The sequence below is a fragment of the Pseudomonas mosselii genome (genome assembly GCF_019823065.1).
Lineage (GTDB): Bacteria > Pseudomonadota > Gammaproteobacteria > Pseudomonadales > Pseudomonadaceae > Aquipseudomonas > Aquipseudomonas mosselii.
In genome coordinates, this window is sequence record NZ_CP081966.1 from 5,856,942 (window position 1) to 5,872,899 (window position 15,958).

14 protein-coding genes are annotated in these 15,958 nt (G+C 65.7%); 12 read left to right on the forward strand and 2 right to left on the reverse strand.

Features of this window, described 5'->3' with window-relative positions; all coding sequences use genetic code 11:
• The first annotated feature begins 4 nt into the window (after positions 1-4).
• The 4 genes from K5H97_RS27320 to rarD all read left to right on the forward strand — a co-directional run bounded on the left by K5H97_RS27320 (position 5) and on the right by rarD (position 3,571).
• The gene (locus K5H97_RS27320; protein WP_028689071.1) at positions 5-742 is read left to right on the forward strand and encodes a ComF family protein; all 738 of its coding nucleotides are present in this window, start codon (positions 5-7) and stop codon (positions 740-742) included.
• Positions 743-799: 57 nt separating this feature from the next.
• Positions 800-1,564 (forward strand): TOBE domain-containing protein, encoded by a 765-nt coding sequence (locus K5H97_RS27325; RefSeq protein ID WP_028689072.1) that lies wholly within the window; start codon positions 800-802, stop codon positions 1,562-1,564.
• A gap of 80 nt (positions 1,565-1,644) precedes the next feature.
• A complete protein-coding gene (locus K5H97_RS27330; protein ID WP_028689073.1) occupies positions 1,645-2,619 on the forward strand; it encodes a serine/threonine protein kinase in 975 nt (324 codons plus the stop codon).
• 64 nt (positions 2,620-2,683) lie between these two features.
• Complete coding sequence (gene rarD / locus K5H97_RS27335; RefSeq protein WP_028689074.1) at positions 2,684-3,571, forward strand: EamA family transporter RarD; 888 nt, start codon at positions 2,684-2,686, stop codon at positions 3,569-3,571.
• Between the two features lie 248 nt (positions 3,572-3,819).
• Here rarD and K5H97_RS27340 read toward each other — a convergent pair whose 3' ends face one another.
• A complete protein-coding gene (locus K5H97_RS27340; protein ID WP_028689075.1) occupies positions 3,820-4,338 on the reverse strand; it encodes a glycine cleavage system protein R in 519 nt (172 codons plus the stop codon).
• A gap of 460 nt (positions 4,339-4,798) precedes the next feature.
• Here K5H97_RS27340 and K5H97_RS27345 point away from each other — a divergent pair, with 460 nt between their 5' ends.
• Positions 4,799-6,976, forward strand: a complete 2,178-nt coding sequence (locus K5H97_RS27345; protein WP_028689076.1) for a malate synthase G — start codon at positions 4,799-4,801, stop codon at positions 6,974-6,976.
• A 78-nt stretch (positions 6,977-7,054) separates the two neighbouring features.
• Here the strand turns inward: K5H97_RS27345 and K5H97_RS27350 are convergent, their stop codons facing one another.
• Complete coding sequence (locus K5H97_RS27350) at positions 7,055-7,504, reverse strand: response regulator (RefSeq protein WP_028689077.1); 450 nt, start codon at positions 7,502-7,504, stop codon at positions 7,055-7,057.
• A 225-nt stretch (positions 7,505-7,729) separates the two neighbouring features.
• On the opposite strand from K5H97_RS27350, the gene K5H97_RS27355 reads away from it, so the two are divergent.
• From K5H97_RS27355 to K5H97_RS29815, 7 genes are all read left to right on the forward strand, one after another.
• Positions 7,730-9,667 carry a putative nucleotidyltransferase substrate binding domain-containing protein gene (locus tag K5H97_RS27355; RefSeq protein ID WP_028689078.1) on the forward strand — a complete coding sequence of 646 codons (1,938 nt, stop codon included), beginning with the start codon at positions 7,730-7,732 and terminating at the stop codon, positions 9,665-9,667.
• A complete protein-coding gene (locus K5H97_RS27360; RefSeq protein ID WP_028689079.1) occupies positions 9,664-10,374 on the forward strand; it encodes a 3'-5' exonuclease in 711 nt (236 codons plus the stop codon). The genes K5H97_RS27355 and K5H97_RS27360 overlap by 4 nt, the downstream gene beginning before the upstream one ends.
• A gap of 166 nt (positions 10,375-10,540) precedes the next feature.
• The gene (locus tag K5H97_RS27365; protein WP_028689080.1) at positions 10,541-11,059 is read left to right on the forward strand and encodes an RNA polymerase sigma factor; all 519 of its coding nucleotides are present in this window, start codon (positions 10,541-10,543) and stop codon (positions 11,057-11,059) included.
• The gene (locus tag K5H97_RS27370; RefSeq protein WP_028689081.1) at positions 11,056-12,000 is read left to right on the forward strand and encodes a FecR domain-containing protein; all 945 of its coding nucleotides are present in this window, start codon (positions 11,056-11,058) and stop codon (positions 11,998-12,000) included. The genes K5H97_RS27365 and K5H97_RS27370 overlap by 4 nt, the downstream gene beginning before the upstream one ends.
• 149 nt (positions 12,001-12,149) lie before the next feature.
• On the forward strand, positions 12,150-14,582 hold the full coding sequence (locus K5H97_RS27375) for a TonB-dependent siderophore receptor (protein ID WP_028689082.1): 2,433 nt from the start codon (positions 12,150-12,152) through the stop codon (positions 14,580-14,582).
• 74 nt (positions 14,583-14,656) lie between these two features.
• The gene (locus tag K5H97_RS27380) at positions 14,657-15,769 is read left to right on the forward strand and encodes a PepSY-associated TM helix domain-containing protein (protein WP_028689083.1); all 1,113 of its coding nucleotides are present in this window, start codon (positions 14,657-14,659) and stop codon (positions 15,767-15,769) included.
• Complete coding sequence (locus K5H97_RS29815) at positions 15,766-15,942, forward strand: DUF4175 domain-containing protein (RefSeq protein ID WP_139121049.1); 177 nt, start codon at positions 15,766-15,768, stop codon at positions 15,940-15,942. Before K5H97_RS27380 ends, K5H97_RS29815 begins: the two co-directional genes overlap by 4 nt.
• Positions 15,943-15,958: the final 16 nt, after the last annotated feature.

A 15,958-nucleotide genomic window follows, 5' to 3' on the forward strand; every position in this document is an offset into this window, starting at 1 on the left:
CTCCATGAACTGTCAACCAATCAAGAACATGCTGGTTTACATCTGTACAAATACCGATCAATTCTGTTTGCTCTGCGACGAGCCTAGCGAGCAGCTCTATCCTTTGTGCATTGCCTGCGAGCAGGCACTGCCCTGGCTGGATGAGCAGTGCCGCCGTTGCGCGCTGCCCCTGGCCATGGACGGCCTTCTCTGCGGTGGTTGCCGCCGTCGCCCACCGGCATTCAGCCGGGTGATCGCGCCCTGGCATTACGGTTTTCCCATCGACACCCTGGTCAGCCGTTTCAAGCACAGCAGCCAGTGGCCGCTGGGGCGGCTGTTGGCACAATTGCTCGGCCACAGCCTGACGCACCGCTACAACGAAGGCCTGCCACGGCCGGACCGTCTGTTGCCCGTGCCGCTGGCCAAGCGTCGACTGCGCCAGCGCGGCTTCAACCAGGCGGCGATGCTCGCCCGCTGGCTCGCCGGGCAACTGCGCCTGCCCTGTGACGAGCGCCTGCTCCAGCGTGTGCGCGATACCCCGGCGCAGCAGGCCCTTGGCGCCCGGGCCCGGCACCGCAACCTGCGCCAGGCCTTTGCCCTTGCTCCCGGCTGCGAGCTCGACGGCCTGCACCTGGCACTGGTCGATGACGTACTGACCACCGGGGCGACCGCACAGGCCATCGCCCGCCTGCTGCGCCAGGCCGGCGCCCGGCGGGTCGACATCTACTGCCTGGCGCGCACGCCCAGGCCGGGCCAGGCTTGACTTGCCCCGGTGACGGCGGCAACGTCGCGGGACCTACACCACACCCGATGCCCGCCCATGTCCCTGCCTGCCCTGCTCACCCAGCACATCGTCCGCCGCCCACAGCGCATCGCCCTGTTGCAGCATGTCGCCGAACAAGGCTCGATCACCCGCGCCGCCAAGGCTGCGGGCATCAGCTACAAGGCCGCCTGGGACGCCATCGACGAACTCAACAACCTGGCGGCGCAGCCCCTGGTGGAGCGCAGCACCGGCGGCCGCGGCGGCGGTGGCGCACGGCTGTCCGCAGAAGGCGAGCGGGTGCTGTGCCTGTACCAGCGCCTGCAGGCCCTGCAGGCGGAGATTCTCGAGTCCGCCGAGGACAGCAGCGACCTCGACCTGCTCGGCCGCCTGATGCTTCGTACCAGTGCGCGCAACCAGCTGCAGGGGCGGATCAGAGGGCTGCGCCGCGAAGGCCGGCATGATCGCATCAGCCTGGACCTGGGCGGCGGGCTGGAGATCGAGGCCTTGATCACCCGGGGCAGCACCGAGCGGCTGGAGCTGGCGTTGGGGGGGACGGTGGTGGCGCTGCTCAAGGCTGGCTGGGTACGGTTGCTGGACGCGGCTGAGACGCCGGAGCCAGGGAGCAACTGCCTGAAGGCCAAGGTGGAGGAGGTACTCATCGAAGAGGATGGGCCGGGTGAAGTGCGCCTGGCGCTGGGCAATGGCCAGACCTTGTGCGCCATCGCCGAGGCAGCCTGGCTGGCGCAACGGCAGGTCCAGCCAGGAAGCGCCCTGCGGGTACAGTTTCATCCGTCGTTCGTGTTGCTGGGAGTGCCGGTCTAACCTGGCCGCGAAGCCCAGGCCGGCTTGGCCCGGGGTTTGGGGTAACATGCAGGCCGCAGTCCCCGCGACCGGAGCCTTTCATGTCCCATCCCTTCGACACCCTCACCCCCGACCTCGTACTGGACGCCGTGGAAAGCCTCGGCTTTCTCAGCGACGCACGGGTGCTGGCGCTCAACAGCTACGAGAATCGCGTCTACCAGGTGGGCATCGAGGACGCGCAGCCGCTGATCGCCAAGTTCTATCGCCCTGGGCGCTGGAGCGACGCGGCGATCCTCGAGGAACACGCCTTCACCCGTGAGCTGGCCGAGTGCGAAGTGCCGGTGGTGGCGCCGTTGCTGCACGATGGGCGCTCCCTGTTCGAACACCAGGGATTCCGCTTTACCCTATTCCCACGCCGTGGCGGCCATGCCCCGGAGCCGGGCAACCTCGACCAGCTCTATCGCCTCGGGCAGTTGCTCGGGCGCCTGCACGCGGTAGGCGCGAGCAAACCCTTCGAGCACCGCGAAGCGCTGGCTGTGGACAACTTTGGCCACGCCTCGCTCAAGACCCTGCTCGACGGCGAGTTCGTGCCCCGCGAGCTGCTGCCGGCTTATGAATCGGTGGCCCGCGACCTGCTCAAGCGGGTCGAGGACATCTACGCCCGCACCTCGTACCAGACAATCCGCCTGCACGGCGACCTGCACCCCGGCAACCTGATGCACCGTGACGACGTCTACCACGTGGTCGACCTCGACGACTGCCGCATGGGCCCGGCCGTCCAGGACCTGTGGATGATGCTCGCCGGCAGCCGCGAAGAGCGGCTCGGCCAGCTGGCCGAACTGATCGACGGCTACAACGAATTCCACGACTTCGACCCGCGTGAGCTGGCCCTGATCGAGCCGCTGCGCGCCCTGCGCCAGTTGCACTACAGCGCCTGGCTGGCGCGGCGCTGGGACGATCCGGCGTTCCCGCCGAGCTTCCCCTGGTTCGGCCAGCCGCGCTACTGGGGCGACCAGATCCTCGCCCTGCGCGAACAGATCGCCGCGCTCGATGAACAACCGTTGAAATTGTTCTAGGTCAACGCCGCGCTCTGTCTACAATAGGCGTCGCTTTATTTAGCTACCTAAGCAAGGATTCTGCATGCACGCCGCCAACCCGCGCCGCGGGTACCTCCTGGGCCTTGGCGCCTACATCATCTGGGGCCTGTTCCCCCTGTACTTCAAAGCGATCCAGAGCGTTCCGGCGGTGGAAATCATCGTCCACCGCGTGCTCTGGTCGGCCCTGTTCGGCTCGCTCCTGCTGCTGGTGTGGAAGCACCCCGGCTGGTGGCGCGAACTGCGCGACAACCCGCGGCGCCTGGCGATCCTCGCCCTCAGCGGCACGCTGATCGCCGGCAACTGGCTGACCTACGTGTGGGCGGTGAACAACGGGCGCATGCTCGAGGCCAGCCTGGGCTACTACATCAACCCGCTGATCAACGTGCTGCTGGGCATGCTGCTGCTCGGCGAGCGCCTGCGCCGCCTGCAATGGCTGGCGGTCGCCTTGGCAGCCTTGGGCGTCGCCCAACAGGTGTGGCAGGTGGGCAGCCTGCCCTGGGTGTCGCTGGCCCTGGCGCTGTCGTTTGGCTTCTATGGCTTGATCCGCAAGCAGGCACCAGTGGCGGCGCTGCCAGGGCTGGTGGTCGAAACCTGGATGCTGGTGCCCATTGCCATCGGCTGGTTGCTGCTGCACCCGACGGCCAGCAGCGCCAGCCCTGAGTTCTTCGGCAGCAGCGAAGCGCTGTGGCTGATCGCCGCCGGCCCGGTGACACTGGTACCGCTGGTGTGTTTCAACGCCGCCGCACGCCACCTGCCCTACACAACACTGGGCTTCCTGCAGTACCTGGCACCGACCCTGGTGCTGCTGCAGGCGGTGCTGCTGTTCGACGAACACCTGTCGTCGAGCACATTGATGGCGTTCGCCTTTATCTGGGCGGGGCTGGCTGTCTACAGCGTCGATGCCTGGCTGAGTTTGCGCAAGCGCGCCTGATCAAAAAATGATCATATTGCTGCAAGCCACGGATAACGTGGCCTGCAGCAAGCGCTCCAAAGGTTATCCACACCCTCGTCCCCGCCGTTTGTGCACAAGCCACTGAATAGTGGACGTTTTTTGCTCAAATCTCGCCAGGCCTTGCTGTAACTGGCCTCCAGCGTAGCGCCCCCAGCTTATCCACAGGGGCTTCCCCGCAAAATCGGGATAACCACCTCAGGGCCGCTTCGCGCCCCGGCGATCTCGAATCACTCCTCCGGCCGCAACCGCAACTCCACCATCAGATCATCCGCCAGGCTCTCCAGCCGCGCCTGCAGATCCTCCAGCGACAAGGTCAACGGCAACGCCAGCAATGCATCGGCATGAAACAGCGGCTCGCTGCTCATCGGCGCCGGCCGGACCTCGGTACTCAGGCGCTCGACGTTCACCCCTTGCTCGGCCAGCAAGCGGGTGATATCACGGACGATACCCGGCCGGTCGTTGCCCACCAGCTCCATGGCGATCGGTTTCCAGGTGCAGGACGGCTCGATCCCGCTTTCGGCAATGAGTACACGGATGCCGTGGTCACCCAGTTTCTGCAGCGACTCGACCAGTTCGGCATAGTTCTCCGCCGGCACCGCCACCCGCAGGATCCCGGCGAACTGCCCAGCCATGCGCGACATGCGGCTTTCCAGCCAGTTGCCATTATGATCGGCGATGCACTGGGCGATACGCTCGACCTGCCCGGCCTTGTCCGGGGCGATCACGGTGAGTACGAGATGGTCCACGGGCCACTCCTTCATTCGTCTGCGAAGGCCGCCCCAGGCGACCGGAATACGGGGATCGAATCAGTATAGGCAAGGCGCGGCAACCTGCCGCAGGACAGTCATGGCAATCAATCGTGTACTGTTTCAAGATTTATCTGGAACAATCCACCTGTTTTTTGCGAACATGTCGTCTCCCAGCGTGACCCCATGCGACCAACCGGTCGCAGAGCGACGCTTTTAGTCTGATGTTCACCTGCCTGCTGCTTCATGTAGTATGCGTCGACGCGGACTACAAAACGTCGTTTCGATGTCTGCCAAGGCGCCTGTGAAAATACGCCAACCGCCCGCCGGCCCGTCTGGCGAGCCGCACCCAGCCGCCCCCGGAGCACGTGGGCACGCACTGGTGCCGTGTTTAGAGAAGCGCTACAGGCTTAATACAGAAGAGCGAAAGCGAAATAGCTGAGCAGAGGTGAGGCAAGCAATGACTGGATACGTTCAAGTCGGTGGCCTTCAGGTCGCCAAGGTCCTGTTCGACTTCGTCAACAACGAAGCCATTCCGGGGACCGGCATCAACGCCGAGCAGTTCTGGGCCGGTGCCGAGAAGATCATCAACGACCTCGCTCCCAAGAACAAAGCCCTGCTCGCCAAGCGCGACGAGCTGCAAGCGAAGATCGACGCCTGGCACCAGGCCCGCAAGGGCCAGGCCCACGATGCCGTGGCGTACAAGGCGTTCCTCGGGGAAATCGGCTACCTGCTGCCACAGGCCGAGGACTTCCAGGCCACCACCCAGAACGTCGATGAAGAAATCGCCGTCATGGCTGGCCCGCAACTGGTGGTGCCGGTGATGAACGCCCGCTTCGCCCTGAACGCCGCCAATGCTCGCTGGGGTTCGCTGTACGACGCCCTCTACGGCACCGACGTCATCAGCGACGAGGGCGGCGCCGAGAAAGGCCAGGGTTACAACAAGCTGCGCGGCGACAAGGTCATCGCCTTCGCCCGTGCCTTCCTCGACGAAGCCGCGCCACTGGCCGCCGGCTCCCACGTCGACTCCACCGGCTACCGCATCGAAGGCGGCAAGCTCGTTGTGGCCCTCAAGGGCGGCAGCAACAGCGGCCTGCGCGACGACGCCCAACTGATCGGCTTCCATGGCGACGCCAAGGCACCGACCGCCGTGTTGCTCAAACACAACGGCCTGCACTTCGAAATCCAGGTCGATGCCAGCACCCCGGTCGGCAGCACCGACGCCGCCGGCGTGAAGGACATCCTGATGGAGTCGGCGCTGACCACCATCATGGACTGCGAGGACTCGGTCGCCGCCGTCGACGCCGACGACAAGGTGATCGTCTACCGCAACTGGCTGGGCCTGATGAAAGGTGACCTGGCCGAGAGCGTCAGCAAGGGCGGCAAGACCTTCACCCGCACCATGAACCCGGACCGCGAGTACGCCGCCCCCAACGGTGGCAGCGTCACCTTGCACGGTCGCTCGCTGCTGTTCGTGCGCAACGTCGGTCACCTGATGACCAACCCGGCGATCCTCGACGCCCAGGGCAACGAAATCCCCGAAGGCATCCAGGATGGCCTGTTCACCAATCTGATCGCCCTGCACAACCTCAACGGCAACACCAGCCGCAAGAACACCCGCAACGGCAGCGTGTACATCGTCAAGCCGAAGATGCACGGCCCGGAAGAAGTGGCCTTCGCCGCCGAGATCTTCAGCCGCGTCGAAGACCTGCTGGGCATGCCGCGCAACACCGTCAAGGTCGGCATCATGGACGAGGAGCGCCGCACCACGGTCAACCTCAAGTCCTGCATCAAGGCCGCCGCCGAACGTGTGGTGTTCATCAACACCGGCTTCCTCGACCGCACCGGTGACGAGATCCACACCTCCATGGAAGCCGGCGCCGTTGTGCGCAAGGGCGCCATGAAGAACGAGAAGTGGATTGGCGCCTACGAGAACAACAACGTCGACGTGGGCCTGGCCACTGGCCTGCAGGGCCGCGCGCAGATTGGCAAGGGCATGTGGGCCATGCCCGACCTGATGGCCGCCATGCTCGAGCAGAAGATCGCCCACCCGCTGGCCGGCGCCAACACCGCCTGGGTACCGTCGCCGACCGCCGCCACCCTGCACGCCCTGCACTACCACAAGGTCGATGTGCAGGCGCGTCAGCGCGAGCTGGCTTCGCGCACCCCGGCTTCGGTCGACGACATCCTGACCATCCCGCTGGCCGCCGACACCCACTGGTCGGCCGACGAGATCCGCAACGAGCTGGACAACAATGCCCAGGGCATTCTCGGCTACGTGGTGCGCTGGATCGACCAGGGCGTGGGTTGCTCGAAGGTGCCGGACATCAACGATGTCGGTTTGATGGAAGACCGCGCCACCCTGCGTATCTCGGCCCAGCTGCTGGCCAACTGGCTGCGCCATGGCGTGGTCACCCAGGAGCAGGTGCTGGAAAGCCTCAAGCGCATGGCCGCAGTGGTCGACAAGCAGAACGCGGGGGACGCCCTGTACCGCCCGATGGCGCCGAACTTCGATGACAACATCGCGTTCCAGGCCGCCGTGGAGCTGGTGGTCGAAGGCGCCAAGCAGCCGAACGGCTACACCGAGCCGGTGCTGCACCGTCGTCGTCGCGAGTTCAAGGCGCGTAACGGGGTGTAAGCCACCTGCAACGCATCGCGGGGCCAGCCCGCTCCCACGCCAGTCCAGCGTGGGAGCGGGCTGGCCCCGCGATCGTTTTCAGCCCTGATCCATTCTCAACTCACGTCGCACCAGCTCCAGGAGCTTCCCCAGGTCCACGGGCTTGAGCAGGAAATCCACCACCCCCAGGTGCATCACGTCCACCGCCTCTTTCACATCGGTGTCGCCCGACACCACGATGATCGACAGCGCCGCCCGTTCCGATTCGCGAACCTGGCGGATCAGCTCCAGGCCGTCCTTGGGCTCCATGCGCAGGTCGGTGATCATCAGGGCGATACGCGGCTCATAGTGCAGCTTCAACATCGCCTCCTGCGCACCGTCGGCCGTCATGCAGGCGATGCCCCGGCTCTTCAGGTACAGGCTCAGCGCTTCGCTGTTCACCGGGTTGTCGTCCACCACCAGTACCACGGGCCTGGGCGCGACGGGTGCACTCACCACGGCCAACGCCTCTCGCTCGGCGTCGCTCAGGATGTCGTCATGCTCTGCCATGGTCGTCTCGTCAAAAAAACCCCGTTATTCAAGTTCAGACCGCAAAACCCCCGCATGCAAACTGCCTTTCGTCGGCTATTTGACACCCGAGACAAGCAGCGAAACGTCCGTCGCGCCTTATAGACTTACGTCCAATGGGCACCGCAGAGCCGTCGTCCGACCATGGAGCCCTAGAACAACAAGGTCTGCGCTACATATGCAGACATACTTATCGCGGTCGGTTCCATGAGCAAAAAGGACGCCTACAGCCAGGCGGGCAGGACAGCAGTGCTGCAAAACATCCAGGGCACCCTGCAGTTCCTGCAGCGTTTCCCGCCGTTCAACCAGATGGAACACAACCACCTGGCCTACCTGGTGGAACAGTGCCAGCTGCGTTTCCACGCGGCCGGCGAAAGCATCATCAAGCCTGCCGACGGCCCGGTCGAGCACTTCTACATCGTCAAGCAGGGCCGTGTGGTCGGCGAGCGCCACCATGTCACCAAGCCGGGCACCGAGACCACTTTCGAGATCGCCAGTGGCGAATGTTTCCCGCTGGCCGCGTTGCTCGGCGAGCGGGCCACCCGCACCGAGCACCTGGCCGGCGAGGACACCTTCTGCCTGCAACTGGACAAGGCCGCGTTCATCCGCGTGTTCTCCATGTCCGAGGTGTTCCGCGACTTCGCCCTGCGAGGAGTCAGCAGCCTGCTCGACCAGGTCAACCAGCAGGTGCGCCAGCGCGCCGTGGAAACCCTGGGCACCCAGTACTCGCTGAACACCCCGCTGGGCGAACTGGCGCTGCGCCACCCGGTGGTGTGCGCGCCGGACACACCGCTGCGCGATGCCGTGGGGCTGATGCACGAGCAGCAGGTCGGCAGCATCGTCATCGTCGACGACCAGCGCCATCCCATCGGCATCTTCACCCTGCGCGACCTGCGCCAGGTGGTGGCCGACGCCAGTGCCGAGCTGACCGCGCCGATCGAACGCTACATGACCGCCCGGCCGTTCCACCTAAGCCCCCAGGCCAGCGCCTTCGATGCCGCCATGGCCATGACCGAGCGGCACATCGCCCACGTCTGCCTGGTGGACAACCAGCGCCTGTGCGGGGTGATCTCCGAACGCGATCTGTTCTCCCTGCAGCGTGTCGACCTGGTGCACCTGGCGCGCACCATCCGCCATGCGCCACGCCTGGACAGCCTGGTGTCGCTGCGCGGCGAGATCGGCCAGCTGGTCGAGCGCATGCTCGCCCACGGCGCGTCCTCGACCCAGATCACCCAGATCATCACCCTGCTCAATGACCATACCGTGTGCCGGGTGATCGAACTGGTCATCGCCGAGCGCGGCGACCCGGGCGTGCCATTCAGCTGGCTGTGCTTCGGCAGCGAAGGCCGCCGCGAGCAGACGCTGCACACCGACCAGGACAACGGCATTCTCTTCGAGGCCCGCGACGCCGCCGAAGCCGAGGCCATCCGTGCCCGGCTGCTGCCGCTGGCCCAGCAGATAAACCACAACCTGGCCCAGTGTGGATTCACCCTGTGCAAGGGCAATGTGATGGCCGGCAACCCCGAGCTGTGCCTCTCGCGCAGCGAGTGGACACGGCGCTTCGCCGGTTTCGTGCGCGAGGCGAGCCCCGAGAACCTGCTGGGCTCGAGCATCTACTTCGACCTGCGCGTGGTCTGGGGCGACGAGCAAGGCTGCGAACAGCTGCGCCAGGGCCTGCTGGAGCAGGTCGCCGACAATCGCATCTTCCAGCGCATGATGGCCGACAATGCCCTGCGCCAACGACCACCGGTCGGGCGCCTGCGCGAGTTCGTGCTGACCCGTCAGGGGGACGACAAGGCCGCCACCCTCGACCTCAAGGTGCAAGGCCTGACCCCGTTCGTCGATGGCGCCAGGCTGCTGGCCCTGGCCCATGGCATCAGCGCCTGCAACACCCTGGAGCGCCTGCGCCAGCTGATCGCCAAGGGCATCATCGACCCGCTTGACGGCGCCGCCTATGAAGAGGCCTACCACTTCATCCAGCAGACCCGCATGCAGCAGCACCAGCGCCAGACCCGAGAGAACCAGCCCTACTCCAACCGGCTTGACCCGGACAGCCTCAACCACCTGGACCGGCGCATCCTGCGCGAGTCGCTGCGCCAGGCCCAGCGCCTGCAAAGCAGCCTGGCGCTGCGGTACCAGCTGTGAACCTGTTCCCCTGGTGGCGCCCCGCCGCCCCCGAACTCACCGCCCCGCTGCGTCGTCGTCTGGCCCTGCTGCCAGGGCCGGCGCCACTGGGCGTTTGCTCGTTGCGTGAACAGCGCTGGGTGGTGCTGGACCTGGAGACCAGCGGCCTGAACCTCAATCGCGACCAGGTGCTGTCGATCGGCGCGGTGGCCATCGAGGACGGCGCCATCGCCCTAGGTCGCCCGTTCGAGCGCACCCTGCACCGGCCCGCGCAAAAGACCAACGCCAGCGTGCTGATCCACGGCCTGGGCCCCAGCGCCCTGGCCGCCGGCTGCGACCCGGCCGAGGCGCTGCTCGACCTGATGGACTTCATTGGCGACAGCCCGGTGCTGGCGTTCCACGCCCCGTTCGACCAGCGCATGCTGGCCCGGGCGCTGAAGGACAGCCTGGGCCTGCGCCTGCAGCATCCGTTCCTCGATGTGGCGGAGCTGGCGCCGATGCTCAACCCCGACACCGTGTTGCGTGAAGCCGGGCTGGACGACTGGATCGCCCGCTTCGGCCTTGAAGTCCAGGCCCGCCACCATGCCAGCGCCGATGCCCAGGTGACCGCGGAGCTGGCGCTGATCCTGTTCAGCCAGGCCCGGCGCCAGCAACTGGACAGCCCGTTGCAGCTAGAGCAGCGGGTGCGCCAGTGGCGGCGGCGCAAGGCGCACCATCACGGCCTCTGATCCATGCACGCTCCTACAGGAATTGCACATCACCTGAAGAGAACCGCAAAACGTTTGCGATTGCTGCCGGCAATCCGATAAGCGTCAATTGCGCCATCACCCCCGCCTCTGCCACAATCGCGAATAATTATCGTTAGTTAACGCATTCTTCCTCGGGGATCGCTTCTTGACGCCTGCGCACAGTCCACATGCCGAGCTGGTCGGAGCGCTGTATCGCGACCATCGCACCTGGCTGTTGGCCTGGTTGCAGCGCAGCACCACCTGCCGTCAGCGCGCCGAAGACCTGAGCCAGGACACCTTCGTGCGCCTGCTCGGTCGCGAGCGCCTGGACGCCCCCCGCGAACCCCGCGCCTTCCTGGTCGCCGTGGCCAAGGGCCTGTTGTTCGACCACTTCCGCCGCGCCGCCCTCGAGCAGGCCTACCTCGCCGAGCTGGCCCTGCTGCCCGAGGCCGAACACCCATCGCCCGAGCAACAGCACCTGATCCTCGAGGATCTCAAGGCTATCGACCGCCTGCTGGGCAAGCTGTCGAGCAAGGCCCGCGCGGCCTTCCTGTACAGCCGCCTGGACGGGCTGGGCCACGCCGAAATCGCCGAGCGCCTCGGGGTGTCGGTGTCCCGCGTGCGCCAGTACCTCGCCCAAGGCCTGCGCCAGTGCTATGTCGCTCTCTACGGAGAACCGACATGAACCACGCCCCGGTCTCCAGCCAGGTGCTGGAAGCGGCCATCGCCTGGAAGCTGTGCCTGGACGAAGGTAGCGGTACCCCGGACGAACGCAACGAATTCATGCGCTGGCACGCCGCCAACGAGGAACACGCCCGCGCCTGGCTGCAACTGGGCATTCTCGACCGGCGCGTCAACGCCGCCGCCGGCCCGGTACGCCACACCCTGCTGCAATCAAGGGCCGGGTTGCGCCAGCGCCTTGGCGGCCTGGCCGGCATGCTGCTGCTCGGCGGGCTACTTGCCTGGGCCGCAGCGCCGACCCTGTCGCCGACCTACTGGCTGGCCGACCAGCGCACCGGCACCGGCGAGATGCGCACCCTGCGCCTGGAGGACGGCACCTTGCTGAGCTTGAACAGCCGCAGCGCGGTGGATATCGACTTCCGGGGCGAGCAGCGGCTGATCGTGCTGCACCGCGGCGAGATCTCGGTGGAGACCGGCCACAAGGACAGCCGTCCGCTGCTGGTGCGCACCGAGGATGGCCGCCTGCGCCCGCTGGGCACGCGCTTCCTGGTCAAGCGCGAGGAGGCCGGCACGCGCCTGGAGGTACTGCAGGCCTCGGTGGCCGCCAAGCCGCAGAACAGTGGCGACGAGCAGGTGCTGCGCGAAGGCCAGCAGGTGCTGATGAGCGCCGACGGCCTGGGCCGGGTCGGCTCCGTGGCGGTCGGCAGCGATGCCTGGACCCGCGGCATGCTGGTGGTGGACAACGTGCGCCTGGCCGACCTGGTGGCAGCGCTCGGACAGTACCGCAGCGGCCACCTGGGTGTCAGCGACGAAGTCGCCGACCTGCGCGTGAGCGGCAGCTTCCCGCTGACCGACACCGACCTGGCCCTCGCCTCGCTGCAACCGGCGCTGCCGGTGAAGATCGAGCGGCGTACGCCGTGGTGGGTCACCGTTAGCGCCAAATAGCTTCAGCCACACTGCCCTTTGTGGAAGCCGGCTTGCCGGCTTCCAAAGGCTTCTGCAAATCAGTCGAAATTTTTTCAAAGCCCCCTGTCACTTTCCCAATCTCGCTCGGCAAGGAAGCAGTCAGCACTATTTCGTCGAGGAGCCGCTGCATGTCCCGTGCCGTTGATGCTTTGCTTCGCCCCAGCCTGATGGCCCTGGCCATCGGCCTGGCCGCCCCGTTGGTCAGCACCACCCTGTTCGCCGCCGAACAGGCCGCCCCGCGTGCCTACGACCTGCCCAGCGCGCCGCTGGCCAGCACCCTGAACCAGATCGCCAGCCAGGCCGGGATCGCCCTGGCGCTGGATCCGGCACTGGTCAGCGGACGCAATTCGGCACCCGTCAGTGGCCAGTACGACGCTGTCGGTGCCCTGCAGGCCGCGCTGCGCGGTACCGGCCTGCAGCTGCAGCAGAGCAGCGCCGGCAGCTACAGCCTGGTGGCAGTGAACGAAGGCAGCCTGGCGCTGCCGGAGACCAACATCAACGCCAGCAGCAGCTTCGAGAGCGCCTGGGGCCCGGTGGAAGGCTACACCGCCAAGCGCACCGCCGCCGGCACTAAGACCGACACAGCGCTGGTCGAGGTCCCACGCTCCATTTCCGTCGCCACCCGCCAGCAGATGAGCGACCGCGGCGTGCAAAGCCTGGATGACGCGGTGAAGTACATGCCGGGCATCGTCTCGGCCAGTTTCGGCAGCGATACCCGCTATGACTGGATGCGCGTGCGCGGCTTCGAACCGACCCAGTTCCTCGACGGCCTGCCCCTGCCCCGCGGCGTGTATGCCAACCCGAAAGCTGAAACCTGGAACCTCGACCGCCTTGCGCTGCTGCGGGGCCCAGCCTCATCCGTGTATGGCCAGACCCCGCCCGGCGGTTTGCTCGACATGGTCAGCCGCCGCCCCCAGACCGAGAGCAGCCACGAGATTCAACTGCAGTACGGCAGCGACAACCACCGCCAGATCAACTTCGCCAGCACCGGCAAGCTCGACGAGCAGGGCCAGTTCCTCTATGGCCTCAGCGGCGTGGTACGCGACAGCGGCACGCAGATCGACCATATCGACAACAAGCGCTACAACATCGCCCCGAGCCTGACCTGGAACATCGACGAAGACACCTCGCTGACTTTCCTCAGCCAGTTCACCCGCGACGATACCGGTGCCACCAGCCAGTTCTACCCGATTCAAGGCACCAAGATCGACATGCCGTTCGGCAAGGTCTCCCGCCACAAGAACCTGGGTGACCCGGATTACGACTACTACGACCGCACCTATTACGCGCTGGGCTATGCCTTCGAGCATCGTTTCAACGATGTCTGGCAGTTCCGCCAGAATCTGCGTTACACCAAGTCGGAGCTGTCGTTCCAGACAATCACGGTCAGCAGCTACAACAAAGACTTTCCCCCGGTCACCGATGATGGCATTGCCAATCGCATGTCCACCAACACCGAGGAAAATATCGGCCAGTTCGCGGTCGACAACAACTTCCAGGCCGACTTCGCCACCGGTTCCGTCAGCCATACCGTGTTGATTGGCCTGGATCACCAGCGCACCAATCACGACTACCTGGCGATCTATGGTTTCGACTTACCGCCGATCGACGTCAATAACCCGGCTTATGGCCTGCCGATCACCCGTCCCGCGCGCTCCTCGGCCTATTACGATTACAACCAGAAGACGGTGCAGACCGGCCTCTATATCCAGGACCAGATGGCACTCGACAACTGGCGCCTGACCCTGGGCGGGCGACAGGACTGGGTCCACACCGGCACCAAGTTCTTCAACAAGGGTGATGCCACCAACACCCAGCGCGACAGCAAGTTCAGTGGCAACGCGGCGATCAGCTACGTCTTCGACTCCGGCCTGGTGCCCTACCTGTCCTATGCAGAATCCTTCCAGCCGGCCAGCAGCGCAGACGCGGACCCGCAGAAGACGTTCAAGCCGACCGAAGGCGAGCAATGGGAGCTGGGCATCAAGTACCAGCCACCGGGCTCCAACACCCTGCTCTCTGCCGCGGTGTACGACCTGACCCAGAAGAACGTCCAGGTCACCAACAACATCGGTGGCACACCGGTCACCAGCCAGACTGGCGAAGTGAAAGTCCACGGCCTGGAGCTGGAAGCCGTCTCCGACGTCACCGACAACCTGAAAGTGATCGCCGCCTACACCCTGGCCAAATCCGAAGTCCAGAAAGGGCCGTACAAAGGCAACCGCCTGCAACAAATGCCCAACCAGCAGGCCTCCCTGTGGACCGACTACACCTGGCATACCGGTGTGCTTGACGGCTTCGGCATTGGCCTGGGCGCACGCTACACCGGCAACCGCTACGGTGACGAAGCCAACACCTGGCTTGGCAAGAGCAAGGCCTACACAGTGTTCGACGCCGCCGTGCACTACGACCTGGGCCGCCTGGACAACAGCCTCAAGGGCGCCTCGGTGGCGATCAACGCCAGCAACCTGCTGAACAAGGACTACCTGTCCACCTGCGACGGCTACTACTGCTACTACGGCGACCAACGCAGTGTCGTCGCCAGCGCCACCTACAAGTTCTAAGTGGCCATCACGGGTCAAGCCTGTTCCTGCGGAGCGTGGGAGCGGCTTGACCTGCGATCGTGTAAGGAACCGTGATGAAAAGCCAAACCATCCGCCGCTGGTCAGCGATCCACACCTGGAGCAGCCTGGTCTGCACGCTGTTCCTGCTGCTGCTCGCCCTTACCGGCCTGCCGCTGATCTTCCACCATGAGCTGGAGCACTTGCTGGGCGACGCGCCGCAGCTGCGCGAGATGCCCGCAGGCACCCCGCACCTGGACCTGCAGCAGCTGGTGCTCAAGGCCGAACAGCACCGCCCCGGCGAGGTGATGCAGTACTTCGGCTACGAAGAGGACGAGCCCAACGGCGTGGTGGCGATCATGGCCGCCACCGCCGGCACCCACCCCGACGATTCGCACACCTTCATGCTCGACGCGCGCACCGGCGAGGCCGTGGCCATGCCGGCGGCCAACGGCGGCTTCATGATGCTGATGCTGCGCCTGCACGTGGATATGTTCGCCGGGTTACCCGGCAAGCTGCTGTTGGCGTTCATGGGGGTGCTGTTCATTGTCGCCATCGTCTCCGGTACCGTGCTCTACGCGCCGTTCATGCGCCGCCTGCGCTTCGCCACGGTCCGCCACGACAAGTCGCGGCGCCTGCGCTGGCTGGACCTGCACAACCTGATCGGCGTGGTCACACTGACCTGGGCCCTGGTGGTCGGCATCACCGGGGTGATCAGCGCCCTGTCCGACCTGGTGATCGCCGCCTGGCGCAACGACAGCCTGGCGGCGATGGTCGCGCCCTACCGCGACGCACCGCCGCTCACCGAACGCGCCCCGGCCACGCAGTTGCTGAAGATCGCCGAACAGGCCGCGCCCGGCATGCGTCCTGACTTCATCGCCTTCCCCGGCACGCGCTTCTCCAGCGAGCACCACTATGCGGTGTTCATGAATGGCGCCACGAACCTGACCTCGCACCTGTTCACGCCGATCCTGATCGACGCGCGCACCCTCGAGGTGACGGCCGTGGGTGATCGTCCTTGGTACATGGATGCAATGGGCCTGTCCCAACCCCTGCATTTCGGTGACTACGGCGGCCGGCCAATGCAGATACTCTGGGCCTTGCTCGATGCACTGACCATCATTGTGCTCGTCAGCGGCCTGTATCTCTGGTGGAGCAAGCAGCGCAAACCACAGAGGACCAAACCGTGAGCCACCAGTCGCAGACTACCGGGCGTATTTTCGCATGGCCAAGCGTGATCGCGGCACTGAGCGCGGCAGGGCTGTTCGCAGCCTTGCTTGGCGACGGCGCCTGGGACGTCCTTTCATGGCTGGGGTTGGGCGTACCGGCGCTGCTGGGGTTTCGTGCTCTCCTGCGCAGATGAGGTAATCGGCTAACAC

What these genes read in the sequence shown, in the direction of transcription:
- K5H97_RS27320 (WP_028689071.1), top strand. Translation starts at nt 5, where the DNA reads ATGAACTGTCAACCAATCAAGAACATGCTGGTTTACATCTGTACAAAT.
- K5H97_RS27325 (WP_028689072.1), top strand. Translation starts at nt 800, where the DNA reads ATGTCCCTGCCTGCCCTGCTCACCCAGCACATCGTCCGCCGCCCACAG.
- K5H97_RS27330 (WP_028689073.1), top strand. Translation starts at nt 1,645, where the DNA reads ATGTCCCATCCCTTCGACACCCTCACCCCCGACCTCGTACTGGACGCC.
- rarD (WP_028689074.1), top strand. Translation starts at nt 2,684, where the DNA reads ATGCACGCCGCCAACCCGCGCCGCGGGTACCTCCTGGGCCTTGGCGCC.
- K5H97_RS27345 (WP_028689076.1), top strand. Translation starts at nt 4,799, where the DNA reads ATGACTGGATACGTTCAAGTCGGTGGCCTTCAGGTCGCCAAGGTCCTG.
- K5H97_RS27350 (WP_028689077.1), bottom strand. Translation starts at nt 7,504, where the DNA reads ATGGCAGAGCATGACGACATCCTGAGCGACGCCGAGCGAGAGGCGTTG.
- K5H97_RS27355 (WP_028689078.1), top strand. Translation starts at nt 7,730, where the DNA reads ATGAGCAAAAAGGACGCCTACAGCCAGGCGGGCAGGACAGCAGTGCTG.
- K5H97_RS27370 (WP_028689081.1), top strand. Translation starts at nt 11,056, where the DNA reads ATGAACCACGCCCCGGTCTCCAGCCAGGTGCTGGAAGCGGCCATCGCC.
- K5H97_RS27375 (WP_028689082.1), top strand. Translation starts at nt 12,150, where the DNA reads ATGTCCCGTGCCGTTGATGCTTTGCTTCGCCCCAGCCTGATGGCCCTG.
- K5H97_RS27380 (WP_028689083.1), top strand. Translation starts at nt 14,657, where the DNA reads ATGAAAAGCCAAACCATCCGCCGCTGGTCAGCGATCCACACCTGGAGC.